This window comes from Sphaerisporangium siamense (genome assembly GCF_014205275.1).
Classification (GTDB): domain Bacteria; phylum Actinomycetota; class Actinomycetes; order Streptosporangiales; family Streptosporangiaceae; genus Sphaerisporangium; species Sphaerisporangium siamense.
Genome location: NZ_JACHND010000001.1, coordinates 2184276 through 2210649, shown reverse-complemented (window position 1 = coordinate 2210649; position 26374 = coordinate 2184276). Strand labels below are relative to the sequence as shown.

General features: G+C 72.0%; 26 protein-coding genes. 19 read left to right on the top strand and 7 right to left on the bottom strand.

Annotated elements, in window-relative coordinates; translation table 11 throughout:
• Window positions 1–11 precede the first annotated feature (11 nt).
• From BJ982_RS10390 to BJ982_RS10375, 4 genes are read left to right on the top strand one after another with little or no spacing between them, the layout of a single operon-like run.
• A complete protein-coding gene (locus tag BJ982_RS10390; RefSeq protein ID WP_184878853.1) occupies window positions 12–827 on the top strand; it encodes an SDR family NAD(P)-dependent oxidoreductase in 816 nt (271 codons plus the stop codon).
• Window positions 827–2062 (top strand): aminotransferase class I/II-fold pyridoxal phosphate-dependent enzyme, encoded by a 1236-nt coding sequence (locus BJ982_RS10385; protein WP_184878850.1) that lies wholly within the window; start codon window positions 827–829, stop codon window positions 2060–2062. Before BJ982_RS10390 ends, BJ982_RS10385 begins: the two co-directional genes overlap by 1 nt.
• Window positions 2059–2991, top strand: coding sequence for a diiron oxygenase (locus BJ982_RS10380; RefSeq protein WP_184878847.1), 933 nt, complete (start codon window positions 2059–2061; stop codon window positions 2989–2991). Before BJ982_RS10385 ends, BJ982_RS10380 begins: the two co-directional genes overlap by 4 nt.
• A 12-nt stretch (window positions 2992–3003) precedes the next feature.
• Window positions 3004–3720, top strand: a complete 717-nt coding sequence (locus BJ982_RS10375) for a tryptophan 2,3-dioxygenase family protein (protein ID WP_184878844.1) — start codon at window positions 3004–3006, stop codon at window positions 3718–3720.
• Between the two features lie 47 nt (window positions 3721–3767).
• Here BJ982_RS10375 and BJ982_RS10370 read toward each other — a convergent pair whose 3' ends face one another.
• Window positions 3768–4832 (bottom strand): cobalamin-independent methionine synthase II family protein, encoded by a 1065-nt coding sequence (locus tag BJ982_RS10370; protein ID WP_184878842.1) that lies wholly within the window; start codon window positions 4830–4832, stop codon window positions 3768–3770.
• Here BJ982_RS10370 and BJ982_RS40360 point away from each other — a divergent pair.
• Both BJ982_RS40360 and BJ982_RS10360 read left to right on the top strand, forming a co-directional pair.
• A complete protein-coding gene (locus BJ982_RS40360; protein ID WP_311772255.1) occupies window positions 4761–6161 on the top strand; it encodes a helix-turn-helix domain-containing protein in 1401 nt (466 codons plus the stop codon). The two genes, BJ982_RS10370 and BJ982_RS40360, sit on opposite strands and share 72 nt — an antisense overlap.
• On the top strand, window positions 6152–6340 hold the full coding sequence (locus BJ982_RS10360) for a DUF397 domain-containing protein (RefSeq protein WP_184878836.1): 189 nt from the start codon (window positions 6152–6154) through the stop codon (window positions 6338–6340). The genes BJ982_RS40360 and BJ982_RS10360 overlap by 10 nt, the downstream gene beginning before the upstream one ends.
• An 807-nt stretch (window positions 6341–7147) precedes the next feature.
• On the opposite strand, the gene BJ982_RS10355 is transcribed toward BJ982_RS10360, so the two are convergent.
• Window positions 7148–7903: a group II truncated hemoglobin gene (locus BJ982_RS10355; RefSeq protein WP_184878833.1), complete on the bottom strand. Its 756-nt coding sequence runs from the start codon at window positions 7901–7903 to the stop codon at window positions 7148–7150.
• Between the two features lie 255 nt (window positions 7904–8158).
• Between BJ982_RS10355 and BJ982_RS10350 the strand changes: the two genes are divergently transcribed.
• Together BJ982_RS10350 and BJ982_RS10345 are read left to right on the top strand one after the other, a co-directional pair.
• A complete protein-coding gene (locus BJ982_RS10350) occupies window positions 8159–8347 on the top strand; it encodes a hypothetical protein (RefSeq protein WP_184878831.1) in 189 nt (62 codons plus the stop codon).
• Window positions 8344–9312: an anti-sigma factor RsbA family regulatory protein gene (locus BJ982_RS10345; protein ID WP_184878829.1), complete on the top strand. Its 969-nt coding sequence runs from the start codon at window positions 8344–8346 to the stop codon at window positions 9310–9312. Before BJ982_RS10350 ends, BJ982_RS10345 begins: the two co-directional genes overlap by 4 nt.
• On the opposite strand, the gene BJ982_RS10340 is transcribed toward BJ982_RS10345, so the two are convergent.
• Window positions 9282–10226 carry a hypothetical protein gene (locus tag BJ982_RS10340; RefSeq protein ID WP_184878827.1) on the bottom strand — a complete coding sequence of 315 codons (945 nt, stop codon included), beginning with the start codon at window positions 10224–10226 and terminating at the stop codon, window positions 9282–9284. The genes BJ982_RS10345 and BJ982_RS10340 overlap by 31 nt on opposite strands.
• A 548-nt stretch (window positions 10227–10774) precedes the next feature.
• On the opposite strand from BJ982_RS10340, the gene BJ982_RS10335 reads away from it, so the two are divergent.
• On the top strand, window positions 10775–10972 hold the full coding sequence (locus BJ982_RS10335; RefSeq protein WP_184878825.1) for a hypothetical protein: 198 nt from the start codon (window positions 10775–10777) through the stop codon (window positions 10970–10972).
• Between the two features lie 196 nt (window positions 10973–11168).
• Here BJ982_RS10335 and BJ982_RS10330 read toward each other — a convergent pair whose 3' ends face one another.
• Together BJ982_RS10330 and BJ982_RS10325 are read right to left on the bottom strand one after the other, a co-directional pair.
• The gene (locus tag BJ982_RS10330) at window positions 11169–11651 is read right to left on the bottom strand and encodes a metallophosphoesterase family protein (protein WP_184878823.1); all 483 of its coding nucleotides are present in this window, start codon (window positions 11649–11651) and stop codon (window positions 11169–11171) included.
• A gap of 36 nt (window positions 11652–11687) precedes the next feature.
• A complete protein-coding gene (locus BJ982_RS10325; RefSeq protein WP_307784659.1) occupies window positions 11688–12392 on the bottom strand; it encodes a GntR family transcriptional regulator in 705 nt (234 codons plus the stop codon).
• Window positions 12393–12664: 272 nt separating this feature from the next.
• Between BJ982_RS10325 and BJ982_RS10320 the strand changes: the two genes are divergently transcribed.
• The 5 genes from BJ982_RS10320 to BJ982_RS10300 all read left to right on the top strand — a co-directional run bounded on the left by BJ982_RS10320 (window position 12665) and on the right by BJ982_RS10300 (window position 17283).
• Window positions 12665–13948: an MFS transporter gene (locus BJ982_RS10320; protein ID WP_184878822.1), complete on the top strand. Its 1284-nt coding sequence runs from the start codon at window positions 12665–12667 to the stop codon at window positions 13946–13948.
• 101 nt (window positions 13949–14049) lie between these two features.
• Complete coding sequence (locus BJ982_RS10315; RefSeq protein ID WP_373869694.1) at window positions 14050–14835, top strand: LamB/YcsF family protein; 786 nt, start codon at window positions 14050–14052, stop codon at window positions 14833–14835.
• Complete coding sequence (locus BJ982_RS10310) at window positions 14832–15452, top strand: 5-oxoprolinase subunit B family protein (RefSeq protein ID WP_184878817.1); 621 nt, start codon at window positions 14832–14834, stop codon at window positions 15450–15452. The genes BJ982_RS10315 and BJ982_RS10310 overlap by 4 nt, the downstream gene beginning before the upstream one ends.
• Window positions 15445–16335, top strand: coding sequence for a 5-oxoprolinase subunit C family protein (locus tag BJ982_RS10305; RefSeq protein ID WP_184878815.1), 891 nt, complete (start codon window positions 15445–15447; stop codon window positions 16333–16335). Before BJ982_RS10310 ends, BJ982_RS10305 begins: the two co-directional genes overlap by 8 nt.
• A gap of 159 nt (window positions 16336–16494) precedes the next feature.
• Complete coding sequence (locus BJ982_RS10300) at window positions 16495–17283, top strand: putative hydro-lyase (protein WP_203959394.1); 789 nt, start codon at window positions 16495–16497, stop codon at window positions 17281–17283.
• Window positions 17284–17307: 24 nt separating this feature from the next.
• Here the strand turns inward: BJ982_RS10300 and BJ982_RS10295 are convergent, their stop codons facing one another.
• Window positions 17308–18135 carry an SGNH/GDSL hydrolase family protein gene (locus BJ982_RS10295; RefSeq protein ID WP_239123518.1) on the bottom strand — a complete coding sequence of 276 codons (828 nt, stop codon included), beginning with the start codon at window positions 18133–18135 and terminating at the stop codon, window positions 17308–17310.
• A gap of 226 nt (window positions 18136–18361) precedes the next feature.
• Window positions 18362–20923, bottom strand: coding sequence for a glycosyl hydrolase family 18 protein (locus BJ982_RS10290; RefSeq protein ID WP_184878813.1), 2562 nt, complete (start codon window positions 20921–20923; stop codon window positions 18362–18364).
• Between the two features lie 290 nt (window positions 20924–21213).
• On the opposite strand from BJ982_RS10290, the gene BJ982_RS10285 reads away from it, so the two are divergent.
• The 5 genes from BJ982_RS10285 (at window position 21214) to BJ982_RS10265 (ending at window position 26330) form a co-directional block, all read left to right on the top strand.
• Window positions 21214–22059 carry a (2Fe-2S)-binding protein gene (locus BJ982_RS10285; RefSeq protein ID WP_203959395.1) on the top strand — a complete coding sequence of 282 codons (846 nt, stop codon included), beginning with the start codon at window positions 21214–21216 and terminating at the stop codon, window positions 22057–22059.
• Window positions 22056–22835: a helical backbone metal receptor gene (locus tag BJ982_RS10280; RefSeq protein WP_184878811.1), complete on the top strand. Its 780-nt coding sequence runs from the start codon at window positions 22056–22058 to the stop codon at window positions 22833–22835. Before BJ982_RS10285 ends, BJ982_RS10280 begins: the two co-directional genes overlap by 4 nt.
• Before the next feature lie 14 nt (window positions 22836–22849).
• Window positions 22850–23569 carry an MgtC/SapB family protein gene (locus BJ982_RS10275; protein ID WP_184878809.1) on the top strand — a complete coding sequence of 240 codons (720 nt, stop codon included), beginning with the start codon at window positions 22850–22852 and terminating at the stop codon, window positions 23567–23569.
• Window positions 23570–23668: 99 nt separating this feature from the next.
• Complete coding sequence (locus BJ982_RS10270) at window positions 23669–24184, top strand: DUF6789 family protein (RefSeq protein ID WP_184878807.1); 516 nt, start codon at window positions 23669–23671, stop codon at window positions 24182–24184.
• A 73-nt stretch (window positions 24185–24257) separates the two neighbouring features.
• Window positions 24258–26330, top strand: a complete 2073-nt coding sequence (locus BJ982_RS10265) for a catalase (protein WP_184878805.1) — start codon at window positions 24258–24260, stop codon at window positions 26328–26330.
• The last annotated feature ends 44 nt before the right edge of the window (window positions 26331–26374 follow it).

Sequence of the window (26374 nt, the reverse complement as noted above, 5' to 3'; positions counted from 1 at the left end):
GGAGGCGGGCCATGCCCGGATCGCGGACGGTGCTGGTGACCGGCGGATCGGCCGGGATCGGCCGCGCGTGCGTGCGGCGGTTCGCCGCCGGCGGCGACCGCGTGTGGTTCACCTACAGGTCCGGCAGGGCGCGGGCCGAGTCGCTGGTTGGCGAGCTGTCGGCGTCCGGCGCCCAGACCGGGGCGTTCGAGTTCGACCAGGGCGACTGGGACAGCCACCAGCAACTGCTCGGGGCGCTGCCGGGACCGGTCGACGTCCTGGTCAACAACGCGGCCGTCGGCTCCAAGACCGTGGAGGACTACGTCCCCGGCCCCGAGCACGAACGGGTGGCGGCGTTCCTCCGCGTCAACAGCGTCGGCCCCCTGTGGCTGATCCAGCGGCTGCTGCCGGGCATGATCGACCGCGGCTACGGCAAGGTGGTCAACGTCTCCAGCGTCGGCGGCGGCGTCTCGGTGTTCCCCGGCTTCCACATCGCCGACGGCATGAGCAAGGCCGCGCTGGCGTACCTGACCCGGCAGCTCGCCGCCGAGCTGGCGCACCGGCCGGTCGAGGTGTTCGCGGTCAGCCCGGGCGCGGTGGAGACGACCATGCTGGAGGCCAGCACGCTGTCGGGGCTGACGGCCGGGCAGCGCGCCGCCCTGGAGGCGCGCCTGCCCCGGGGACGGCTGCTGCAGCCGGAGGAGATCGCCGAGGTGGTGTGGTGGCTGACCGGTGAGCACGCCGTCCCGCTGCACGGCGCGGTGATCGACGCCTCCATGGGGCTCGGCGTGCATCCGGGCCTGCTGACCGGCCTCGCCCCCGACGCGCAGCCGGAAGGGGTGCGCTGATGGTGTCGCGGACGGCCCGCCGCCTGGTCGCCGACGTTCCGGCGATCGCGGCGGCCCACTTCGAGGCCGAGTCCGATCCCTACCATCCCGAGGACAACCCCAAGGGGTACGTCAACCTCGGCACCGCCGAGAACCGCCTGGTGTGGGACCTGCTCGCCCCCCGGCTGGCACAGGCCGGCCCGCCGCGCGAGCCGGACTGCCAGTACGCCCCGCTGCACGGCACTCCCGAGTTGCGGGCCGCGATCGCCGCGCTGCTCTCGCCGCGCTGGAACACGGCGGTCGACCCCGCCGACCTGGTGGTGGTCAGCGGCGCCACCGCCGCGCTGGACATCCTGGCGACGGTGCTGTGCGACCCGGGCGAGGCCGTCGTGACGCCCGCGCCGTACTACGCGGCGTTCGAAACGGACCTGACCGGCCGCTCCGGCGCGCGGCTGCTGCCCGCCCCGATGGACGAGGCCACCGGGTACGCGCTCAGCCCCGGCGTCCTGGACCGGGTGCTGGGGTCCGCGCGCCGTGACGGCGTGACCGTGCGCGCGCTGGCGCTCACGTCGCCGTCCAACCCGATCGGCCACGTCTACGCGCCGGGGGTGCTGCGCGACGTGCTGCGGGTGGCCGGGGAGCACGACGTGGACGTCATCGCCGACGAGATCTACGCGCACTCGGTGTTCGGGACCGCCGCGTTCACGAGCATGCTGGACCCGGCCGTCGCCGGGCGGCACGCGTCCCGGGTGCACGGCGTGTGGGGGTTCGCCAAGGACTTCGGCCTGCCGGGGCTCAAGGCGGGCGTTCTGTACACGCGGGACCCGGACGTGCGCGCCGCCGCCCGCGCGCTCGCGTACTTCGCCCCGGTCTCCACCCAGACCCAGGCCACGCTCACGCGGCTGATCGGCGACACCGCGTGGGTGCGGGACTTCCTGGCCGAGTCCCGGCGGCGCCTCCGCCGCTCCTACGCCGCGACCGCGAGCCTGCTGGCCCGCCACGGCATCCCGCACGTCGAGGCGTCCGGCGGGTTCTCCGTCTGGATCGACCTGCGCGGACGCCTGCGCCGCCACACCGCCGAGGGCGAGCACGCGCTGTGGCAGGAGATCTTCCACGCCGCGCGGGTGAACATCCTGCCGGGAACCGTGTTCGGCTGCCCCCGGCCCGGCTGGTTCCGCCTCTGTCACGCCACCGACGCGGGCACGGTCGCCGCCGGTGTCACCCGCCTCGCGGACGTCCTGGGGGAGACGAGATGAGCGGTCCCTTCGACCAGTGGTACGAGGCGGCGGGCGTCCGTGGGGGCGTGCGCCGCATGTTCACCGAGGAGAGCGAGGACGGCAAGGTCTTCTACCCGGAGAGCCTGGTGCCCTACCTGGCCCACGAGGCGCTGGCGGGGCTGCCCTCGCGGACGCGGCGGGAGCTGACGATCCGGCACCTCTACCAGTTCCTGCTCTCCACCACGCACCTGGAGACCCGGATCGTCAACACCACGGCCGAGCTGATCGCCAACGACCGGGCCGGGCTGCGCCTGCCCGTGCGTCTGCGCCTGGACGCCTTCAAGGTGTACTGCGACGAGGGCTACCACGCCCTCTACAGCCTCGACCTGGCCGACCAGATCGCCGCCGGCACCGGCGTCGCCATCCCCCCGTGGGACTACGGCGGGTTCGTCGACCGGCTGGAGCGGGCCGGCCGGAGCCTGCTGCCGGACACGCCCGCGCTGGTGCCGCTGCTCCAGGCCGTGGTGTTCGAGACGCTCATCACCGCCGTGCTCAACGAGATCCCGAACGACCGCACCGTGGTCACCGTGGTCCGCGACCTGACCCGCGACCACGCCAAGGACGAGGGCCGCCACCACCGCTTCTTCGCCGCCTTCTTCGCCGAGCTGTGGGCCGGGCTGGACCCGGCCCTGCGCGGCCCGGTCGCACGGGCGCTGCCACCGCTGATCCACGCCTGCCTGACCTGGGACGTCGAGCCGGTGCGCTCCTCGCTCCTGCTGGCGGGCCTCGACGCGGACGCCGCGGCGCAGGTCGTCGCGGACTGCTACGGCGGCGACGCCGGGGCGGCGCGGATCGCCGACACCTGCCAGGCCACCGTGCGGACCTTCCAGTCCGCGGGGGTGCTGGAGGCGCCCGGCGCGGAGGAGGCGTTCGCCACCCACCAGCTTCTGCCGACACGGCGCCCCTGAAGGGTCCGCACCATGCCACTGACGCCACTGACCTACGGCGATTACCTGCGCCTGCCCGACCTGCTCGACCAGCTCCGGCCGGTGTCCGTCCCCGTCGAACACGACGAGCTGCTGTTCATCACCGCCCACCAGGCGTGCGAGCTGTGGTTCCGCCAGCTCATCACCGAGCTCACCGACGCCCGCGACCGCATGCTGGCCGGCGACGGCCACCTGCCCCGCCTGCGGCTGCGGCGCTGCCACGTCATCGCGCGCCTGCTGGCGAGCCAGTTCGACGTGCTGGACACCATGGCGCCACCGGACTTCCTGCGCTTCCGCGGCGCGCTCGGCCGGGCCAGCGGGTCGCAGTCGGCGCAGTTCCACCAGATCGAGCTGCTCTCCGGCGCCCGCCCGCCGGCGGGCCAGGAGGGCGGGCCGACCCTGTGGGACGGCTTCCTGGCCGTCCTCGCCAAGGCGGGCTTCGCCGTCGCCACCGGGCGGGAACGGCAGGCCGCCCTCCTGGAGCTGGCCGGCGACCGCGAGCACCACGCCGAGCTGTGGGAGCTCGCCGAGGCCCTCGTCGAGCACGACCAGACGTGGTCGGCGTTCCGGTTCCGGCACATGCTCACCGTCGAACGCCAGATCGGCCGCAAACCCGGCACAGCCGGCACACCCGGCGCCACCCACCTGGCCGACCGCCACCGCGACCGCTTCTACCCCGAACTGTGGGAGCTGCGCGTGTCCCTGTCCTGAAGGCGGCCCTTCCCCGGCCTCGCCGAAGACCGGGGAAGGCGCGCGGGTCAGAGGCCGAGGGCCTCGGAGGCCAGGCGGGTGCCTTCGACGCGAGCCGCGATCTTGGCGAAGGCGGTGTCACGGGAGGTGGAGGTGTCGTCGGCGAACGGCGAGAAGCCGCAGTCGTCGCACGTGCCGAGCCGCTCGGGCGGGATGTGGCGGGCGGCGGCGAGGACGCGGTCGCGCACCTGCTCCACGCTCTCCACGACCGGGTCGATCGGGTCGGTCACCCCCACGAAGACCCTGACGTCCGGGGGCAGGGTGTCGGCGATGATGCCGAGCACCCGCTCAGGGTCGGGCTCGCCGGCGAGCTGGATGTAGAAGTTGCCCGCCTTGAGCCTGAAGAGCTTGGGCAGCAGGCCGGCGTAGTCGACGTCGGCGCTGTGCGTGGAGTCCTGGTCGCCGCCGGGGCAGGTGTGCACCCCGATGCGGGCGCGCTCGTCCTCGCTGAAGCGTTCGAGCACCCGGTTGTTGAGCGCCACGAAATCGTCCAGCACACCGCCGCTCGGATCGAGCTTGAGCGACAGGCGGCCCTCGGTGAAGTCGAGCTGGACGACGTGCGCACCCGCGTCGAGGCACGCGCGGATATCGGCCTCGGCCTCGGCGGCCAGGTCGTCGAGGAACTTCGCCCGCGGGTAGCCGTCGACGCCCGCGGCCGGGTAGAGCAGGCTCAGCGCCGACGGGGCGATGACGGCCTGCTTGACGGGCAGCGCGGTGTGGCGGCGGGCGGCGCGCAGGTAGGTGACGGCGTGGGCCTGGTAGCCGAACGGGCCCGAGGTCAGGCACGGCAGGCGGCGGGTGTGCCCGTCGGCGAAGGGGATCACGGCGCCGTCGGGACTCAGGCCGGGCAGGCCGTCGAGGGGGTAGGTGACGAAGCTGGGCTTGGACTGCTCTCCGTCCACGAGGACCGGGGAGCCCGCCAGCTCCAGCCGGTGGATGGTGTCGGCGACCGCCTCGTCCTGCCGCGCGGCGAGTTCCGCGTCGTCGATCTCACCCGAGGCATGGGCGGAGAGCGCCGCGAGCAGGGCGGGGGGCCGGGGGATGCTGCCGATCGGTTCGGTAGGGATTCCCATGGCCGGGAGCATAGATGGCGCTGCGTATCCGATCAATCACGAATCCGTCCCGGCTTACGCCAGTGGCCGCCGCACCGGCGATCGCCGCCGATTGGAGGGCCGGCCGGTGAACCTCGCGCGAACCCGAGCCCGCGAAATACACATCGTCCGATGCCCGGCCGACCTCCGAAAAGGGCCTCGCCTCCGGCTCGGACTGTTCCTCCCAGGGGGCTCCCGCCCCCTTCGACCCCCAGCGTGCGAGCCGTAGCACCGACGTGTGCATGGCCTTTGTCGCCAATGCCGTCGCGGTCTCATCTCATGCCGGATAAGGGGAAAGCGGCACATCAGCGACGCGTCCACCACCGAATGGCTACCTGTGTTGAGTGTCCGGCCGGTGGATTTGAAATCCATAAGGATCTCGAGTCCGTTGAAAGCAGAAAGGCAACACGGACAGACTCAACTTGGGATACCGTCATCATCGCAACCTCCGTCGAATTCCACCCCCGAGGAATGGAGAAGGCGTTGGGAACGGAGCAACCCCAGGATGCGACATCGCCGAGGGCTCGTTTCGGTGCGGAAATGCGCCGTCTACGCGAATCGGCCAGGTTGTCGCAATCTGCGCTCGGAGTGCGTCTGAGATGCACGCAAACCCAGGTGAGTCGTCTCGAAAAGGGCCTCCGAACCCCGCAACCCGATCAGGCCGAAATCCTGGACCAGGTGTTCGGCCTGTCGGATAAAGAGTATTTCGTCGGCCTGTACCGACGAATCTTGTCCAACCCAGGCGGCCCGATCTGGTGGATGGACTGGCTGGAAGAGATAGAGCCGCGCGCGACGGTGCTGCGAAGCTGGGATCCGCTGCTGGTTCCAGGGCTTTTGCAGACGGAAGGGTATGCACGCTACCTCCTCAGCAGGGAACCTCGGATCGGACCAGAAGAGGTCGAGGAGCGGACTCGGGCTCGGTTGCGGCGGCGCAGCGTTCTGGAGAGGGGAGACCCGCCTTTGGTGCTGGCTCTCTTCGACGAAGGTGTGCTGCGGCGGCGTATAGGAACGGACCAGGAGATGCGTGAGCAGTTGGCGTTCCTCCTAGAGGCCGCCGAGCGCCCCAACGTGACCGTGCAGGTTGTGAATCCGGAATGCGTTTCCGGTCTGCTAGGCACATTCATGATCGCCGAACTTCCCGACCGGGAGCCGGACGTTGTATACGCCGACTCGCCAGCACAAGGCTTGGTTTCGGCTGATCCTAATGTCGTTTATGACGTATGGATACGCTATGAATCCATACGTGCATGGGCATATCCTGAAAACGTATCCCTTAAGATGATCAAGGATGTGATGGATCAATGGACCTGAGTGACGCGCAGTGGCGGAAGTCCTCCCGTTCCGGGTCGAATGGCGCGGCATGCGTAGAGGTAGCGCTCAACCTGGCCAATATTGTCGCGGTCCGTGACAGCAAGAACCCCAGCGGACCCGCTCTCGTCTTCAGCCCACAAGAGTGGCGCTCCTTCATCGCCAGCGTGAGAACCCTTTGATCGCTTAGTCAGTTCTCCAGCTTGTCGTTGTTCGGTGCACTGTCCCCTCTGTCTGAACCAACTTCCCGGAGACGGTCCTCGCCTCGGACTCGGGTCTTCCCCTATGGCCCTGCACGCTGGGGGTCGAAGGGGGCGGGAGCCCCCTGGGAAGAACAGCCCGAGCCGGAGGCGAGGCCCTTTTCCCAGACAGGCATGACCATCCCTGCCTCAACGGGGTTCTCGTTCCTTCGCCGCCAGTGTGACAACCGTCTGATCTCTGCACCGGTCCTGCGGCTTGCCGTCGTTCGGTGCACTGTCCCCTCTGTCTGAACCAACTTCCCGGAGACGGTCCTCGCCTCGGACTCGGGTCTTCCCCTATGGCCCTGCACGCTGGGGGTCGAAGGGGGCGGGAGCCCCCTGGGAAGAACAGCCCGAGCCGGAGGCGAGGCCCTTTTCCCAGACAGGCATGACCATCCCTGCCTCAACGGGGTTCTCGTTCCTTCGCCGCCAGTGTGACAACCGTCTGATCTCTGCACCGGTCCTGCGGCTTGCCGTCGTTCGGTGCACTGTCCCCTCTGTCTGAACCAACTTCCCGGAGACGGTCCTCGCCTCGGACTCGGGTCTTCCCCTACGGCCTGCACGCTGGGGGGTCGAAGGGGGCGGGAGCCCCTGGGAAGAACAGCCCGAGCCGGAGGCGAGGCCCTTTCCTGGACGGGCACGACCGTGCCTGCCCCGACGGGGGGCCTGCTTTGATCGTTCTCAGGCGGGTTCGGCCCCGCCCGTCCTCGGTGATGACCAGCCCTGGTCCCGGTCGTCGTCCGGGCGGGATCAGCCCTGGTACGGAGGTGCGACGCCCCAGCCCCAGCGGGGTACGGGGGCGTCACGCATGGGGTTCGCGTCCGGCTGGGAGTTGGTGAGCGCGATGCGCGTGCCCCACTCGATGTAGCCGGCGAACGCCGCGCGGAACTCCGGGTCGCCGGGGAGCCCGATCTCGTCGGCCGCGTCCATGAGCAGGACGACCCATCTGCGCCGCATCGGCTCGGTGATGTGCCTGTCGAGGTGCATCGACAGCATGTGGGGGTAGCCTCCCCGCTCGGTGGTGTACCGGTTCGGGCCGCCGAAGACCTCGGACAGCCACATGGCCACGTAGCGGGGGTGGCCGGGGTCCATACCCTTGAACAGGGGGCCGATGAGGTCGTCCTCGGCGACGAGCTCGTAGAACCTGGTGGTGAGCCGTTCGAGGGCCTCGGCGCCGCCCGCCCATTCGTAGAGCGAGGGGATGGAGGCTCCCGTCCCCCGGACCGGCGTGCGTTCGTAGTGGCGCATCTCCTCGATCCGGTCCACGTAGGGACGGATCTCGGCGAAGAAGTCCTGGAACAGGGCGCTCCGCCGGAAACCTTCGAGATGGTCCTGAGCCGACGTCCAGGTGATGCGCAGGATGTAGGAGCCGGGCTCCTCTACGCAACGGGACAGCTCGTAGTCCACGCACTGCGGGGCGCGTGCCAGGTGGGCCGCCGCCCTCCGGTAGCTCGCCTCGAACTCGTCGCCGTCGGGGACACGGTAACGGATGTACTCCACGATCACGGGCGTTCACCTCGCCGGACGGATGCAGGCTTCGGGTGCGCAGCCTAGCCTGAAGTACTGTAATCATGTAAGCATGCGCTGGCCACCGGCACATGTCCCCGAACGTCGAGACAAGGTCCGAAATGCCGGATTCGTTGCCTCGGAGGCCGCTTGTGCGGTTAGCTGGTACGCCCCACCATCGGGCGAGTCACCAGGGGACGTGAGATCGCCGCCGCGTGGGGAAGTGCATATGCGGAACTACAGGTGATCGGCGACATGAGCTGGGCGACGGGGGCGAATTCCGGCATCACGCGTCCGCGGCGGACCAGGCGTCCGCGGCGGTACGAGGCGTGGCCGGGCTTCGCCGGTGGCCACGCCTCGGCCGCGCTCCTGGACGACCCGTGGCGCTTCCCGGCGAAGGAGCTCGACCTGATGGCCACCACGCATCCCGACGCGCCGGCATGAGCGCGTCCCCCGCCGGTCCGTTCGAGCACATCGGGCTGCTCTACCGCGACGAGGACGAGTACGTGTCCCAGTGCGCGGCCTTCCTTGAGGAGGCGCTCGCCGCGGGCGCTCCGGCGCTGGTGGCCGTGCCCGGCGGCGGCACGGCGATCCGCGACCGGCTCGGGACGCGGGCCGACGAGGTGGTCTTCAAGGACATGTCGGTCGCGGGCCGCAACCCCGGGCGCATCATCCCGTCGGTGCTGCTGGCCTTCGCCGAGGCCCACTCCGGACGCCGGGTGTGGGTCATCGGCGAGCCGATCTGGAAGGGCCGCAGCGCGCTGGAGTACCCGGCCTGCGCCGCGCACGAGGCGCTGATCAACGCCGCGTTCGCCGGGCGCGACGCCGTCATCCTCTGCCCGTACGACGTCTCCCGGCTGGAGCCGTACGCGCTCGACGACGCCGAGCGCACGCACCCGGTCATGCAAGACCCGGCCGGCTCCTGGCCGAGCCCCGCCTACACCGACCCGGTCGAGGCGGTCGCGTTGTTCGACCGGCCGCTGCCCGCGCCCCCCGCGCGGGCCGCGTCCCACACCTTCAACGGCACGGGCGGGCTGCCGGGGGTGCGGGCCTTCCTCGCGGAGCGCGCCGCGGCCGCGGGGCTCGGCGAGCGCCGGGTGGGCGAGCTGCTCATCGCGATGAACGAGCTGGCCAGCAACACCGCCGAGCACACCTGCGGGCCGGGCACGGTGACGGTCTGGGTGGAGGACGGCACGCTGGTGTACCAGCTCGACGACTCGGGCCGGCTCGACGACCCGCTCGCGGGCCGTGTCCCACCCCCGGACACCGCGACGCGGGGCCGGGGGCTGATCATCGTCAACGAGCTGGCCGACCTGGTGCGCGTGCACCGCCGTCCGTCCGGCACGAGCGTGCGCCTCCACTTCGACCCGGCGGGCGCCTACCAGCCGGCGACGGGGTACCAGCCGTAGCCGAACATCGACGGCAGACGGATGTCCCAGTAGATCACCGTGAACGCGCCGGCGACGAGGAACGCGACCGCCGCCACCGTGGCCAGCCGCGCCGGCCTGGCCGCCAGCCAGCGGGCGAAGCGTCCCCTGGCGGCGAGCATGAGGACGGCGAACAGCACGGCCATCACCACGATGTTGCCGAGCGACTGCAGGACGAACACCGCGGCGCCGTACAAGGGGTTGTGGGTCTCGGCCGCGTAGACGAACAGCTTGTGGAACAGCGGGAACGGGCGGCCGATGAGGAAGCCGCCGACCAGCGCGCCGAGCACGACCAGGCGGACGTTCGGGAAGCGGCGCTCAAGGCCGGCCAGCGGATCCGGGACGATCTTGAGGCTGGCGAGGCCGAGCCAGATGAACGCCAGCCCGATGATCCCGAAGACGACGGACGCCTGGAGCAGCCGGACGGGAAGGCCGTCCCCGACGGTCGCCTGCGACAGTTGCGGCAGGCGCTCGCCGAGCAGCGCGCCGACGGCGCCGTACACGCCGCTGACCACGATCATGCCGAGCGCGAGGCGGCCGAGCGGGCGTAAGGTCTCGCGCAGCCGGTCGCGCCAGGTGGCGCCCTCGCGGACGAGGGGGACCACCGCGCCGAACGCCGCCACGTTGCAGGCGGTGAAGGTGCCGGCCAGCCCGGACACGAACGCGAAGACGGCCCCGGCGGCGACGCCGGTGATGGCGGTGCCCTTGGCGTCGTGGCCGAGCAGGGTGTTGGCGACGTTGTCGCCGATGACGCTGTCCACGAAGTGGAAGGACCACAGGGACGCGAGGACCGCGCCCGCGAGGACGCTGAGCAGGACCAGGCGGGCCCGGCCCCGGGGTACGACGGCGGTGGAGTCGGAGGGACGGTGGCTTCCGGCGGCTTGGATGGAGCTCATGGCACACCCTCACAAGGCAGATCAACTGGGAGGAGTCAGGCGACACGTCGCCGATGGATGATCAGTTCCCCCTGCGACTCTCGGATCCGGAAAAGCCCAGCGTCAAGGCAATAATCCGGTATAGGGGTGTATTGATGCCCTTAAGCGGCTTTAGGGGGCTTTCCGGGTGCCTGGTAAGGGGTGTCATACGGGTACCGATCTCACGATAAGTGCGGTGAGATTCCGGCACAGCCGAACAGCACCCAGGTGATCATCAAGGCCGCGAGTCACCCCGGACGCGACCGCCGGCTTCGCGCGCGAGGCCGTGCCCGGACCCGGCCGGGCCCCGCGGCCCCGGCGCCGTTCCCGCCCGCCCCAGGCGTCCGGCGCTTTCCCACGACCCCCTACGGTCGCGCGCCGCAATCCGTTGTCGATGACCGGCTATCGGGACTTGGCGCGGCAGAAGCGGACCGATAGGGAGTGGATAGCGACCCCTATTAGCTTCTGAATCGCGAACAGGGAAACGGCACGGACGTGAGCCGCAGGGCCACAGACGAGGGGTCAGCCACATGCGAAGCGCCATCAGGAACACCGCCACCCGGATCGTCGTCGTCGCGGTCGTCATGACGGGGGGCGGCGCGCTCGCCACCACCGCCATCGCCGGAACCGCCCAGCCCACGGCGGTAGCGCACCTCGCCGACGGCGAAGTGGCCCCCACCCCCACCCCGACCCCCACGAACCAGAACGGCAACACCCCCTGGGGATGATCGCCACGCTTGGCGGGGCATGGAGACGGTCGGAGCCGAGGCTCCGGCCGTGTTCTATTTGGGCCCCCCTATTCGGCGCCCTCCCGACCCCGTCCCGCGTTTCCCGGAATACGCGCCGCGGACACCGTGCCGTCACCGGGAATCGGCCGCGGCGACATTGCCGAATATGCGACGGCGCGCCGGGAATTCGGCGGCGTCAGGTGACCGGCACGATCCGCGCCGACACCAGCCGGCCGCGCTCGACGCACAGCAGCCCGAGCGTGCCGTGCGGCTGGCGGCGGCGGTCGGTCGGGGAGCCCGGGTTGAAGATGCGCAGGTCGTCCTCCTCGTGGTCGAGGGGGATGTGCGAGTGGCCGAAGACGACCAGCCGCGCGTCGGGGAAACGCCGCCGCATGCGCGCCCAGCGCCCCGCCGCCGCGCCGCTGTCGTGGATCATCGCGACCTTCAGCCCGTCCAGCTCCAGCTCCAGGGTCTCCGGGGCGACGACGTCGGGACCGTCGTTGTTGCCCTTGACCACGTGGACCGGCGCGAAGGCCGCCAGCTCGTCCAGCACCGAGGCCGTGCACACGTCGCCCGCGTGCAGGACGACGTCCGCTCCGCGCAGGTGTTCTGCCACCCGCGGCGGGCACCCCTTCCAGCGCCGGGGCGCGTGGGTGTCGGACAACGCCACCACGTTCATGGAGACCCCCAACCGGCCGCCGCGGGCTCGGCGCGCCTACTCCCCCGCGTTCGCGTGCGCCTCGACGAGCTGCCGCTCGGCGTCGGCGAGATAGTCGGCCAGCAGGCGCTCGGCGCCCGCGGCGTCCCCCGCCTCGATCAGCTTCAGGATCTCACGGTTGCGGGCCACGTACGGGCCGTGGAACGCGCGCGGGTTGCTCATGGCGAGGAAGGTCAGCCGCAGCTCGGCGAGGACCTGGCGCATCATCTCGTCGAGCCTCTCGCTGCCCGCCAGCGCGACCAGGCCCTGGTGGAAGCGCATGTTGGCGCTGCCGACGTCGTGCCAGCGCTCCTCGTCCGTCGCCCGGCCGGCCTCCTCCAGCGCCTCGCGCAGGCGGGCGAGCGCGACGGGCGGCGGCGGCACGGCCTCGCGGATCGCGGCGCACTCCACCAGCCTGCGCACCCGGTACAGGTCGACGACGTCGCCGGAGGTGAGGCCGCGGACGAAGACCCCGCGGTTGAGCTGATGGACGAGCAGGCGCTCATGGGACAGCAGGCGGAACGCCTCGCGCAGCGTGTTGCGTGACACCTGGAGCGCCGCGCCGATCGACTCCTCGGACAGCCGCTCGCCGGGCGCGAAGACGCCGTCGATGATGCGCTCGCGCAGCAGCGACGCCACACGCTCGGCGGTGCTGGTGCGCCCGAGCAGGTCACGGTCCATCGCGAGGCGCCGGGCCGCGCGCTCCGCCGCACTGTCGATCACGAGCTTCACCTTTCCGTCCGCGGGCTCGCATCGTATCACTTGTCATATTGTTCAACGATCCTCAAAGAGGATCGCTCAGAAGTGGACTCGTCAGATCGTTGAAATGGAGGACACGCGGATGTACCGTGAGCGTCACCAGCCACTGACGGGGCGCCACGGCGCCCCCGGTCCCCGGCGGCGCCCTCCCCGCCGCACGGACGGCGGCCAGCGGCGGGACAACGCACGCGAACAGTTAGGACACGCAGGCCGGACATCGACAATCGAGGTGCGCGATGACGACATCGTCCACGCCGGAACCCACGGTGGAAGTCCCCCAAGATCGACACGACACGACGTTCCTCGCCTGGTACACCGCGCTCGGCCGCAAAGGGCGGAAGGCGTTCACCGGGGCCTTCCTCGGCTACGGCCTCGACTCCTACGACTTCTGGGTCCTCCCCCTCGGCCTCGTCGCCATCGCCGGCGCCTTCGGCCTCACCACCGGGCAGACCGGCCTTCTCACCACCGCCACGCTCGTGTCCTCGGCGCTCGGCGGCATCCTCGCGGGCGTCCTCGCCGACCGCCTCGGCCGCGCCAGGACCCTGATGATCACCGTCACGACGTACGCGATCTTCACGGCGCTGTGCGGTCTCGCCCCGAACTACGAGACGCTACTGGTCTTCCGCGCCCTCCAGGGCCTCGGCTTCGGCGGCGAATGGGCCGCCGGGGCGATCCTGGTCGCCGAGTACGCCGCCGCGCGCCACCGGGGCCGCACGGTCGCGGTCGTCCAGTCGGCGTGGGCCGTCGGCTGGGGCCTCGCCGTCGCCGTCTACACGGTCGTGTTCATGGTCGCCGACGAGGGCCTCGCCTGGCGCGTGCTGTTCTTCACCGGCGCGCTGCCCGCGCTCCTCGTCCTCTACGTCCGCCGCAACGTCACCGACGCCCCCGCCTTCACCGGACGGCAGACGCCGGACGGCCACGTGCCCGTCCTCACGATCTTCCGGGGCGGCCTGCTGCGCACCACCCTGTTCGCGACGCTGCTGGCCACCGGCGTGCAGGGCGGCTACTACACGCTGGCGACCTGGGTGCCGACCTACCTGAAGACCGAGCGCGGCCTGTCGGTGATCGGCACCGGCGGCTACCTGGCCTTCCTGATCACCGGGGCGTTCTGCGGCTACCTGACCGGCGGGTTCTTCACCGACCGCATCGGGCGCAAATGGACGTTCGCCGTGTTCGCCGTGCTCAGCGGCGCGCTGATCCTGCTGTACACGGGCCTGCCCGCCACGGCCGGCCAGTACGTCATGGTCCTGGGCTTCCCGCTCGGGTTCTGCTCGTCGGCGATCTTCTCCGGGTTCGGCGCCTTCCTGTCCGAGCTGTACCCGGGCCACGTCCGGGGCACCGGCCAGGGGTTCGCCTACAACGTCGGACGCGGCGTCGGCGCGTTCTTCCCCACCGTCATCGGGTACCTGGCCCAGAACTACGACGTCGGCGGCGCGATGGCGTTCGGCGCCCTCGCCTACGCCATCGCGGTCGTGGCCCTGGCCGGGCTGCCGGAGACCCGGGCGCGGCGGCTCGGCTGACACCCGCCGCACGGCCCCGGCACGGGCTGACCACACGGCCCTGACGAGGGCGGACCACACTGGAACGAGAAGCAGCGAACCGGAGCCCGACAATGTCTCCCGTGATCACGACGATCGACCTCAACTCCGACCTCGGCGAAGGTTTCGGCCGGTGGGACCTCGGCGACGACGAGGCACTGCTCGGCATCGTCACCAGCGCGAACGTGGCGTGCGGCTTCCACGCGGGAGACCCGACCATCATGCGGCGCACGTGCGCGACGGCGGTCGCGCGCGGCGTCGCGATCGGCGCCCAGGTGGGCTACCGCGACCTGGCCGGCTTCGGGCGGCGCTTCGTGGACGTGCCGCCCGAGGCCCTGGCCGACGAGATCCTCTACCAGATCGGCGCCCTGGACGCGTTCGCGCGGCTGGCCGGCAGCCGGGTGCGGTACGTCAAGCCGCACGGCGCGCTCTACAACGCGATCGTGCACCACGAGGCCCAGGCGGCCGCCGTCGTGGCGGCCGTGCGGGCCTACGACCCGGCGCTGCCGGTGCTCGGCCTGCCCGGCTCCGCGTGGCTGCGGCTGGCCGAGGAGGCCGGGCTCGCCACCGTCCCCGAGTTCTTCGCCGACCGCGCCTACACCCCGCAGGGGACGCTCGTGCCGCGCGACCGTCCCGGCGCGGTGCTGCACGATCCGGACGTGGTGGCGGGCCGCGTCCTGAGCCTGGCGCGGGGCGAGCCGGTGGCGGCGGCGGACGGCACGCCGCTGCGGCTGCGGGCCGGCTCGATCTGCGTGCACGGCGACAGCCCGGATCCGGTGCCCATGGCCCACCGGATCCGGCAGACGCTGACCGCCGCGGGGGTGACGCTCGCCCCGTTCGCGAGGGACCCCGGCGAGGAGCGGCCATGAGCCCGCGCTTCCGGCGCTGCGGCGACCGTGCCGTCCTGGTGGAACTGGGCGGCGCGGCGGAGGTCCTCGCCCTGTACGACACCCTCTCCGCCGACCCGCCGCCGGGGGTCACCGACATCCTGCCCGCCGCCCGCACCCTGCTGGTGCGCTTCGAGCCCCCGGCGCACCGGGGGACGGTCGAGGCGGCGGTGCTGAACGCGCGCCCGTCGCGGGGACGGAGCGCGGGGACGGGCGAGGTGACCGTGCCCGTCGTGTACGACGGCGCCGACCTCGCCGACGTGGCGGCCCTGACCGGGCTGTCGGAGCGCGAGGTGGTGACGGCGCACACGGGCACACCCTGGACGGTGGCGTTCTCCGGGTTCGCCCCCGGCTTCGCCTACCTGATCGGCGGCCACCCCCGGCTGCGGGTCCCGCGCAGGAGCGAGTCGCGGGTGCGGGTGCCCGCGGGCGCGGTGGCGCTGGCCGCCGGGTTCAGCGCCGTGTACCCGCGGGAGTCCCCGGGCGGGTGGCGGCTCATCGGCCGCACGGAGCTCACCGTGTGGGACGTCCACGCCGACCCGCCCGCGCTGCTGCGCCCCGGCATGCGGGTGCGGTTCGCGGAGGCGCGCGATGGGTGAGGCGGTGCGACTCCTGGAGGTCGTCGCGACCGGGCCGCTCGCGAGCGTCCAGGACCTCGGGCGTCCCGGGCGGGGCGACCTCGGCGTGGGACGCTCGGGCGCCGCGGACCGGGGCGCGCTGCGCCTGGCCAACCGGCTGCTCGCCAACCCCGAGACGGCCGCCGCGCTGGAGGTCACCCTGGGCGGGCTGGCCGTGCGCGCCCACGGCGACCTGCTGGTGGCGCTGAGCGGGGCGCCGTGCCCAGCGACGGTCACCGACGCCTCGGGGCGGGCGCGCGGCATCGGCCACCACGCGGTCGAGCGCCTGCCGGACGGCGCGACGCTGCGGCTCGGCGTGCCAGGGAGCGGCCTGCGCACCTACCTGGCGGTGCGCGGCGGGCTGGAGGTGCCGGAGGTGCTCGGGTCGCGGGCCACCGACATCATGGCGGGCCTCGGCCCCGAACTGCCCCGGCCCGGCACGCTGCTGCCGGTGGGGCCGCCGCCGGACCGGTTCCCCGGCGTCGACCTCGCGCCGGTCGCCGAGCCGGGCGAGGATGCGCCGGTGCTCGGCGTGCTGCCCGGGCCGCGCGACGACTGGTTCGGCGCCGACGCCCTGCGGGTGCTGTGCTCGGCGCCGTACGAGGTCACGGCGGACAGCAACCGGGTCGGCATGCGCCTGCGCGGCCCGGTCCTGGAGCGGGTCCGCGGGGAGGAGCTCCCCCCGGAGGGCATGGTGCCGGGCGCGCTCCAGGTGCCGCCGTCGGGGCAGCCGACGCTGTTCCTGGCCGACCACCCGGTGACCGGCGGCTACCCGGTGATCGCGGTGGTGTGCTCGCGCGACGTGGACCGCGCGGCGCAGGTGCGTCCGGGCCAGCGGATCCGCTTCCGGCTCGGCGCGCGGTGAGAGACCGCCCTCGGGCGGCCGGATCGGGGGGCGATCACGGCGACGTGGCCGTGACGCGTGGGTCGGCGGTGGCGTGCCGCCGGCGTTCGACCAGTACGGCGAGGGAACGGCGGTGACCTGCCGCCGGCGTTCGGAGAGTTCGGCGAGATGGAAGGGACGATGACAGTGCTCGACCCGGCGATGGTGCCCCCGCGCGACGCGCGCGCCGCCTTCCGCGACGGCCTGGTGACCCCCACCGCGGGCTGGTCGGCGGGATGGGCGCAGGCGAACCTGCTGGCGCTGCCCAAGGACCGCGCCTACGACTTCCTGCTGTTCGCGCAGCGCAACCCGAAGGCGTGCCCGGTGCTCGACGTCACCGAGCCCGGGGAGACCTGGGCGTCGATCTTCGACGGCGACCTGCGCACCGACCTGCCCGCCTACCGCGTCTACGAGCACGGCGAGCAGGTCGCCGAGGTGGGCGACGTGCGGGCCTACTGGCGTGACGACCTGGTGTGCTTCCTGATCGGCTGCAGTTTCACCTTCGAGGCGGCGCTGCTGGACGCCGGCGTGCCCGTGCGGCACCTGGAGGGCCGGACCAACGTCCCGATGTACCGGACGAACCGGGCGTGCCGTCCGGCGGGGACGCTCGCCGGGCCGCTGGTGGTGTCGATGCGGCCGGTGCCGCCCGAGCTGGTCGCGACCGCGGTGCGGGTCACGTCCCGCTACCCGGCCGTGCACGGCGCCCCGGTGCACGTGGGCGACCCGGCCGCGCTGGGCATCGCCGACCTCGGCCGGCCCGACTACGGCGACCCGGTGGAGGTGCGGCCGGGCGAGATCCCGGTCTTCTGGGCCTGCGGGGTGACGCCGCAGGCGGCCGTGGCCGCGTCACGGCCGCCCTTCGCGATCGGGCACGCGCCCGGCCACATGGCGATCACCGACGTGCGCGACAGCGAATACGCCGTGCCGTGACGGGCCGTGACGGCGCTGCGAAGGTCACCAGCCGTACCCGGCGGCGTAGGTGACGGCGGCGAGCGCCTTCTGGCCGGTGGCGTTGGGGTGGAAGTAGTCCCAGGTGCTGATCTCGGCGAGCGTGAAGCGGTAGGCGAAGACGGCGCCGCCGTCGTACCGGCACGTGGGCCGCTCGCCGCAGACGCGGGCGAGGACGGCGTTGAAGTCGGCGGCGCGCTGCCGCACGCGGTCGCGCCGGGCGACGTCGGCCGCGGCGGTGGAGCGGGGGCCGGCCAGCAGCGACTGGCAGATGCCGAACGTCGACCAGGCGGTGCGGGCGGCGAGGTCGCCCTTGCCGACCTCCCACAGCCGTTTGACGTCCGGAACGCTGGCCACGAAGATCAGCGCCTGCGGCAGGCCGTCGGCGAGGGTCTGGACGGCGGCACGGAAGCGGGACTCGAAGTCGGCGACCGAGGTCATGGCCGACTCCGACGAGGTGCACACGTCGTTGGCCCCGACGAGGATCGTGACGTAGCCGACGCCCTGCGACACCGCGCGCTGGGCCTGGCCCGCCATGTCGGCGACCTTGGCCCCGGACACGGCGTCGTTGTAGGCGACCAGGGACGGCGATACCCCCCGGATGCGCAGGTAGTGGCTGTTGACCGAGCCGGTGGACCCGGTGGACCACGAGCGTGAGGGGCAGTCGACGTAGAAGCCGCAGGAGTTGAAGGCGCGGGTGATGGAGTCGCCCATCGAGGCCATGGCGGCCGGGGGCGGCGGGGCGGCGGCGGCCGGGGCGGCGGTCGCGGTCGCGAGGGTCAGGCAGGCGGTGAGGGCGAGGAGGGCGAGGAGGGTACGGCGCAGGGGGTGCAAGCGGGCCTCCTGGGGTCATCCCCCGAGTGGCGACATTGCTCAGAATGTCGGCCCGCTTTGCCCGATTGACAAGCTGACTCTACATATTACTGACCAGTTGGTAACAAAGGTCGGCGTCCGGCACGCGGGCCCTGTCCTCGCGCGAAAGCCGTCCGGCCGGCCGCCACGCGGGCGACCGGCCGGACTTCACGTCTCGGCGCCCGGTGGCCGGGCGCCGTCGCGCGTCTTACTTCAGAGCCGCGTCCAGGGCCGTGGTGAGCGTGCCCGGGTCACCGGACATCTCCCAGATCATCGCCCCGAGCAGGTTCTTGGAGCGCAGCCACGCGGACTTCTTCTGGATCGCCCAGACGTCGTCGAACGTCCACCACTGCCCGCCGTTGCCGGTGTAGCAGTACGTGGCGACCGCGACCTCGTCGTGCTTCACGGTGCAGTTCGGCACGCTGGCGAGAAGGTTGGAGTATCCGCGGGTGCCCGCCTCCTCCTGGAACTGGCCGGGCGCCGCGCCGGTGGCCGACTGCCACTCGCCGCTCTTGCCGCCCTCGGCCACACCCTGCCAGCCACGCCCGTAGTAGGCGAGGCCGATGGTGATCTTGCGGGGGTTCACGCCGGCCTGGAGGTACACGTTGACCGCGTTCTCCACGCTGAAGTGGAAGTTGTACGGGTCGTCCGCGTCGGCGTACAGGTTGCCCTGGTGGCCGGTGCGGTTCGGCTCCCACGAGTTGTCGCTGCCGGCGCCGTGGAAGTCGTACCCCTGGACGTTGAAGATGTCCAGCGACTTGGCGACCTCGGGCAGGTCCCAGCCGGCCTCGATCTTCGCCGGGTCGGCGGGGGTGAACGCGGTGAGCTGGTAGCGCTTGCCCGTCGTCTTGGTGAGCTCGTCGAGCTGCTTGCGGAACTCGGCGATCAGCAGGGTGTTGTTCGCCTTGTCGTTCGCACCGACGTGGTTGCCGGCGTGGCCCTCGGCGCCCGGCCACTCCCAGTCGAGGTCGATGCCGTCGAAGATGCCGGCGGCGCTACCCGGGCCGCCCGCGGCGTTGTAGGTGGGCAGGTTGCCCTTGATGTAGACGTCGATGCAGGACGACACGAACTTCTTGCGCGCGGCGTCGGTCGCGGCCACGTCGGAGAAGTACTTGGAGTACGTCCAGCCGCCCAGCGAGATCAGGACCTTGAGGTTCGGGTACTTGGCCTTGAGCTTCTTGAGCTGGTTGAAGTTACCGCGCAGGGGCTCCCAGCCGGTGTCGGCCTTGCCGTCCACCGACTGCGCGGCGCTCATCGGCCGGCCGTAGTCGGCCTCGGCGTCACCGGCGCCGTCACCCTGGTTCGGGTCCTGCGGGTTCTGCGTGGTGCCCTTGGTGACACCCTGCAGACAGGTCAGGTTCTGCGGGTCGATGTTGGCGAACGCGTAGTTGATGTGGGTCAGCTTGGCGGCGGCGCCGGTCGAGTCCAGGTTCTTGACGAAGTACTGGCGGCCGTAGATGCCCCACTGCACGAAGTAGCCGACCCGGGCGTAGCCGCTGCCGACGATGTCGGAGGTCTTCGCCTTGAGCGGCGCGCTCGCGGCGGACACGTTGTCGTACAGGTCGCGGGCCTTGACGGTGAAGGTGTACTCGGTGGACGGCGACAGGCCGCTCACCGTCGCGGTGGTGCCGAGGACGCTGAGCGCCAGCGCCGACCCGTTGTAGACGTCGTAGCCGGCGATGCCGCTGTTGTCGGTGGAGGCGTTCCACGCGAGCGAGATCTCACCGGGGCCGGTGGCCGTGGTGCGGACGTTCGCGGGCACGCTCGGCGCCGTGGTGTCGTCCGAGGGGTTGCTCGTCGTCACCGACAGGGCCGCGCTGGCCGGGGACAGGGTGCCCTTGCGGTCCTTGGCCTTGACCGTGAACGAGTAGGCGGTGTTCGGGGTGAGGCCGGTGACGGTGCCGCTGGTGCCGCTCACCTCAAGGGCGAGCGTGCTGCCCTGGAAGATCTGGTAGGCGACGACCGGCAGGCTGCCGCCGGTGGAGGCGTCCCACGCCAGCGAGACGGTCTTGGTGGTCTTGACCGGCGAGCGGAGGTTGCCCGGCGCGCCCGGCGGGGTGTCGGGGCGGCCGTCACAGCGCACGTCGTTGACCCGGCAGTTCGCCGGGGTCGCCGAGGCGCTGCTGAGGGTGAAGGACGGGCTGTACGGATCGGTGGTCCGGCCCGCGCCGACGCTCGTGTTGTAGTGCACCGGGCTCAGGATGACCTGGGTGCCGTTCTGGGTGAGCGTGGCGTTCTCGGCGTTGCTCGCGGTGACGCCCGACGGCAGGTCGAAGGTGATGGACCAGCCGCTGAGGGTGGTGGTGGAGTTGTTGCTCACCACGTAGGTACCGCGGCTGCCCGAGGCCGAGTAGGTCGCGCTCAGCGGTGCGGGCGGGGGCGGGTCGTCCCCGCTGCCGTCACAGTTCGCCCCGTTGATCGTGCAGTTCGTCGGCTGGACGGCCGAGCTCAACGTGAACGTGGGGCTGTACGGCTCGGTGCTCCCGCCCGCCCGGATGTTGGCGATGTAGAACGCCGGGACCAGCCGGAAGTGTGTTCCGCTCTGGTTGATGGTGGCGTTCTGCGGGCTGCTGACGGACACTCCGGAGGGCAGGTCGAACTCAAGCGACCAGTTGGTGATGGCGGTGGTGCCCGGGTTGGTCACGACGAACTTACCCTGATTGCCGTTCAGGGTGAACGCCGCGGTCAAGCGGGCGGCTGCCGCGTTCGCAGGGATCGCCAGAGCGGTCGCTACGAGCGCCAGCAGCACTACGAGGGAGAATCGGCGCATGTGGGGGGCTCTTCCTTTAGGAAAGTTTCCTAAGAGTTTGAGCGAAACATAACTCTGTCGACTTCACTGGGCAAGACCCAAAACGGTCAAGCTGTCCCGAGGAGACGATCAGTCCAGAAAACCACGCCGTCCAGGGGCCGCCCGAGGACCGTTCCTCACGTGCGGTCCCGCGCGGCGCCGGGGGAGTTGACACGACGGCGCCCGCCCGTGTCGGGGAGCCGGCGCGACGGCGCCGCCCCGGGCCGGGGGGCGGGCATGACGGGCGCGGGCCGGTGACGAAGAATGCCGGTGTGACCACCACACCGCCCCCGGACGCCCCGGCGCCCGCCGACCCCGGCGCGGTCGCGACCGCGCTGGCCGACGTCTCGGCCATGGGGCCGTACTTCGCGATCGAGACCGGCCCCGGCCGCGACGACGAGATCCTGTGGCGCCCGCTGCGCGACCTGCCCCGCGACACCGAGGCCCTGCGCGCGAGGGTCACCGACTTCGAGCGGCGCCTCGGCACGCCCGAGAGCAGGGTGGCGGCGTCCATCCTGTTCCAGGGGCTGGCGGCCCGGCTGTGGTCGCCCGTCGTCGGGGTGGCCGCCGGGCACGGACTGGTCCCGGTGGACGCCTCGGACGGCCTGCTCTGGCGCCCGGCCGCGACCGGGCCGCTCCCCCTCCGGGCGTCCCCAGCCCTGCGGTGGGCGGCCGTCCCAGGACATCCCGGGCCGGGAAACATCGGACCACCCGCGGCCTGGACCCGCCGGGCCGCCGCCCTGGTCTACCGGACCGTCGTGACCGAAACGCTGGAACCCCTGACCCACGCGGTCCTCGGCATCACCAAGATCGCGCCCGCGCTGCTGTGGGGCAACGCCGCCGCTGCGCTGGCCGGCATCCTGCGCACGCTGCCCCGCGGCAGGCCCGCCTTCGCGGCGTCCGCGGCCGGGCTGGCCGGCGAGGTGCTGCGGCTCGGCGTCCTCGCCGGGGCGGGACGGCTCGCCGAACCCGGGCCCGGCGCGTACTTCTACGTCCGCGCGACCTGCTGCCTGTACTACCGGGTGCCCGGCGGCGGCTACTGCGACGACTGCGCCCTGATCTCGGAGGCCGACCGCGCGGCGCGGTGGACGCGGGCCGCGGCCGGGAGCCCGTCATGACGCCGCGGGACGACCTCGGCCTGCCCGTCCCGGTGCCGGCCCGGGTGCGCCGGGTCGTCTCGCTGGTGCCCTCGCTCACCGACTCCATCGCGGCCACCGCCCCCGGCCTGCTCGTGGGGGCGACCGACTGGTGCTCGCACCCGGAGGGGCTGGACGTCGCCCGCGTGCGCGGCACCAAGAACCCCGACGTGGCCCGCGTGATCGCGCTCGCCCCCGACCTGGTCGTGGCCAACGAGGAGGAGAACCGGGTCCCGGACCTGGACGCGCTGCGCGCGGCGGGCGTCCCGGTGTGGGTCACGGTCGTCCGCACCCTGGACGACGCGCTCGCCTCGCTGCGGCGGATGCTGGTCACGGCCATGGGCCTGCCAGAACCGGACTGGCTGCGCGCCGCCGACGCGGCCTGGCGGGACGTGCCGGCGCCCGAACCGCGCCCCGCGGTGATCCCGGTGTGGCGCAAGCCGTGGATGGTCGCCGGGCGGGACACCTTCGCCGGGGACCTGCTGCTGCGCCTGGGCGTCCGCAACCTCTTCGCCGGCCACCCCGACCGGTACCCCAAGATCCCGCTGCCCGAGCTGCTGGCGGCCGATCCCGCCCTGGTCGTGCTGCCGGACGAGCCGTACCGCTTCACCGCCGAGGACGGCCCCGGCTTCTTCCCCGGGGTTCCCGCGGCCCTGGTCAGCGGACGCCATCTGACCTGGTACGGCCCGTCGCTGGCCGAGGCGCCCGGCGTGCTCTCCGACGCGCTCCGGGCCGCCGTCCCTTTCGCCGGAGCTTGAACTAATCTAGATCGATGGTGCTGCGATCCGCCATCGACCTCACCGGCCAGGGCTGGGTGCAGGTCGGAGAGCTCGCCCTGGCGTTCGTGCTCTCCGCGGCGATCGGCGCCGAGCGTGAGGCGCGGCAGAAGAGCGCGGGGCTGCGCACCCACACCTCGGTCGGGTTCGCGGCGGCCCTGATCATGATCGTGTCCAAGTACGGCTTCGGCGACGTCCTCGGCGATCACGTCACGCTCGACCCCTCCCGGGTGGCCGCGCAGATCGTGTCGGGCATCGGTTTCATCGGCGCGGGCCTGATCTTCATCAGGCGCGACGCCGTGCGGGGGCTCACCACGGCCGCGACGATCTGGCTCACGGCCGCGGTCGGCATGGCGGCGGGGGCGGGCCTGTGGCTGCTGGCGCTCATCGTCACCGCCGGGCACTTCGCCCTGATGTTCCTGCTCGGCCCGCTGGCCCGCAGGCTGCCGGTGTCGAGGTTCGCCCCCACGCGGCTCCACCTGCGCTACCTCGACGGCCGGGGGGTGCTGCGCACGGTGATGGCGGCCTGCGCGGAGGAGCGGTTCACGCTGAGCGAGGTCTCCGTCGACCAGCAGGCGCAGGCCGAGCCGGGGACGGTGACCCTGTGGCTGACCGTCCACGGGTCCGGCTCTCCGGCGCGCCTGGTCGCGCGGCTCAGCGAGATCGACGGAGTGCTGGCGGTGGCCGGCCAGGACGCCGACTCGACGTTCCCCTGAGTCTCGACGTTCCCCTGAGTACAGCAGATTTCCTGGGATATGACCGCGACCTGCGTTTTCGCGGGGTTTGCCGGGCGGGGCCCCGGGCACGTAGCGGCAATGACGCGCAACCTTGTGGAGGGCGCCGTCAGCGGCCTCCTCGCCACGGCCGCCTTCACCACCGTGCTGCTCGCGGGGGAACACCTGGGCCTGCTGGGCGAGCCGCCGCCGCAGCGCATCACCCGCGCGCTGCTGCCCGGCCCGAAACACCGCGCCAAACGAGGGGAGCACGTGCTGAGCGGCGCGGCGCACTTCGCGTTCGGCGGCGCCTGCGGGGCCCTGTTCGCGCTCGCCGCCGGCCGTCGCCGCCGGGTCCGCGTCGCGCCGGGGGCGGCGTACGGCCTTCTGATCTGGGCCGTAAGCTATCAATGGTGGGTGCCGGCCCTCGGCCTGCATCAGTACGCCCACCGCGACCGGCCCGGCCGGCAGGCCGTCATGGCCGCGGGCCACGTCGTCTACGGCGTGTCCCTGGCCTTCTTCCTGAACCGCCTGCGCCGGTGGTTCGAACATGAGCACATGGCGCCCGAGCGGGCGCGCTTCCCCGAACACGCCGCCCCCGGGGGCGCCGTGCGCTAGCCCGCGGCCCCCGGCGGACGCCAGATCGTCAGAATCGCGTCACGTCAATCGAGGTGATCGGGGGGTTACGACGATGACCAGTGACGACCGTACGGCCAAGGACCGTCAGCTGGAAGCGGCCCGGGTGGACAAGCGCGACAGCGTCCTGACCACCGACCAGGGAATCCCTGTCGACGACACCGACAACTCGCTGAAGGCGGGCGAACGCGGTCCGACGATCATGGATGACTTCAACTTCCGGGAGAAGGTCACCCACTTCGACCACGAGAGGATTCCCGAGCGGGTCGTGCACGCGCGCGGCTCGGGCGCCTACGGCTACTTCGAGCCCTACGACGGCTCCCTGGCCACCCTGACCAAGGCGAAGTTCCTCACCACGCCCGGCCTGCGCACGCCGGTGTTCGTGCGGTTCTCGACCGTCGCCGGGTCGCGCGGATCGGCCGACACGGTCCGCGACGTGCGCGGGTTCGCCACCAAGTTCTACACGGAGCAGGGCAACTTCGACCTGGTCGGCAACAACATGCCGGTGTTCTTCATCCAGGACGGGGTGAAGTTCCCCGACTTCGTCCACGCGGTGAAGCCGGAGCCGGACAACGAGATCCCGCAGGCGTCCTCGGCGCACGACACGCTGTGGGACTTCGTCCAGCTCCAGCCCGAGACCACCCACATGATGATGTGGCTGATGTCGGACCGGGCGCTGCCGCGCAGCTTCCGCATGATGCAGGGCTTCGGCGTGCACACCTTCCGCCTCGTCAACGAGGACGGCGCCGGGACGTTCGTGAAGTTCCACTGGACGCCCAAGCTCGGCAAGCGGTCCCTGGTGTGGGACGAGACGCAGAAGATCGCGGGCAAGGACCCGGACTTCAACCGCCGCGACCTGTGGGAGTCCATCGAGATGGGCGCCTTCCCCGAATGGGAGCTGGGCCTGCAGCTCGTCCCCGAGGAGGACGAGTTCGCGTTCGACTTCGACCTGCTCGACGCGACGAAGATCATTCCCGAGGAGCGGGTGCCGCTGCGCCCGGTGGGACGGCTCGTCCTGAACCGCAACCCGGACAACTTCTTCGCCGAGACCGAGCAGGTGGCCTTCCACCTCGCCAACGTGGTGCCGGGCATCGACTTCACCAACGACCCGCTGCTGCAGGGCCGCCTGTTCTCCTACCTCGACACGCAGCTGATCAGGCTCGGCGGGCCGAACTTCCCGCAGATCCCGGTGAACCGCCCGATCGCCGAGGTGCGCAACAACCAGCGCGACGCCTACCACCAGATGCGGATCGACAAGGGCAAGGCCTCCTACCATCCGAACTCGCTGGACGGCGGGTGGCCGGAGCCGGCGGACGGCTCGGGATACCAGCACTACCAGGAGCGGGTCGACGGCTGGAAGATCAAGAAGCGCAGCGAGAGCTTCGCCGACCACTACGGCCAGGCCACGCTGTTCTGGAACAGCATGTCCGACTGGGAGCGCGAGCACATCGTCGCCGCCTTCCGGTTCGAGCTCGGCAAGGTCAAGGCCCGCCACGTCCAGGAAGGCGTGGTGCGCAACCTCAACGAGGTGGACCACGACCTCGCGGTCCTGGTCGCCGAGGGCATCGGCGTCGAGCCGCCGGGCGCCCCGTCGCGGACCAACCACGGCCGCAGCTCGCCCGCGCTGAGCATGGACCACGAGCCCGCGGACACGATCGCCACCCGCAAGATCGCCTTCCTGGTCGCGGACGGCGTGGACGCCTCGCACGTGCGGTGCCTCATGACCGAGCTGACCCTGCGCGGCGCGGTCTGCGAGACCCTGGCCGCGCGCGGCGGCGCCGTCCGGGGCGTGGGCGGCGAGAAGGTCATGGTCACCCGGGCCCTGCCGACGACGGGGTCGGTGCTGTACGACGCGGTCGTGGTGCCGGGCGGGCGGGAGAGCGTCCGCACGCTGGCCGAGGACGGCGACGCGGTGCACTTCCTGTCGGAGGCGTACAAGCACGGCAAGGCCGTCGGGGCGATCGGCGAGGGCGCCGAGCTCCTCGACCTCGCCCGCGTCGCGCCCGACGCGACCCGGGGCGTGATCGTGACCGGCGAGGCCGACACCGAGGGCTTCCTGGAGGCGTTCGTCCGGGCGGTCGCCGCGCACCGCTTCCCGCGCCGCGCGACCCGGCCGGTCCCGGCCTGAGCCCGTTCCGCTCCGATCCGGGCGCGCCCGCCGGTGAACCGCTC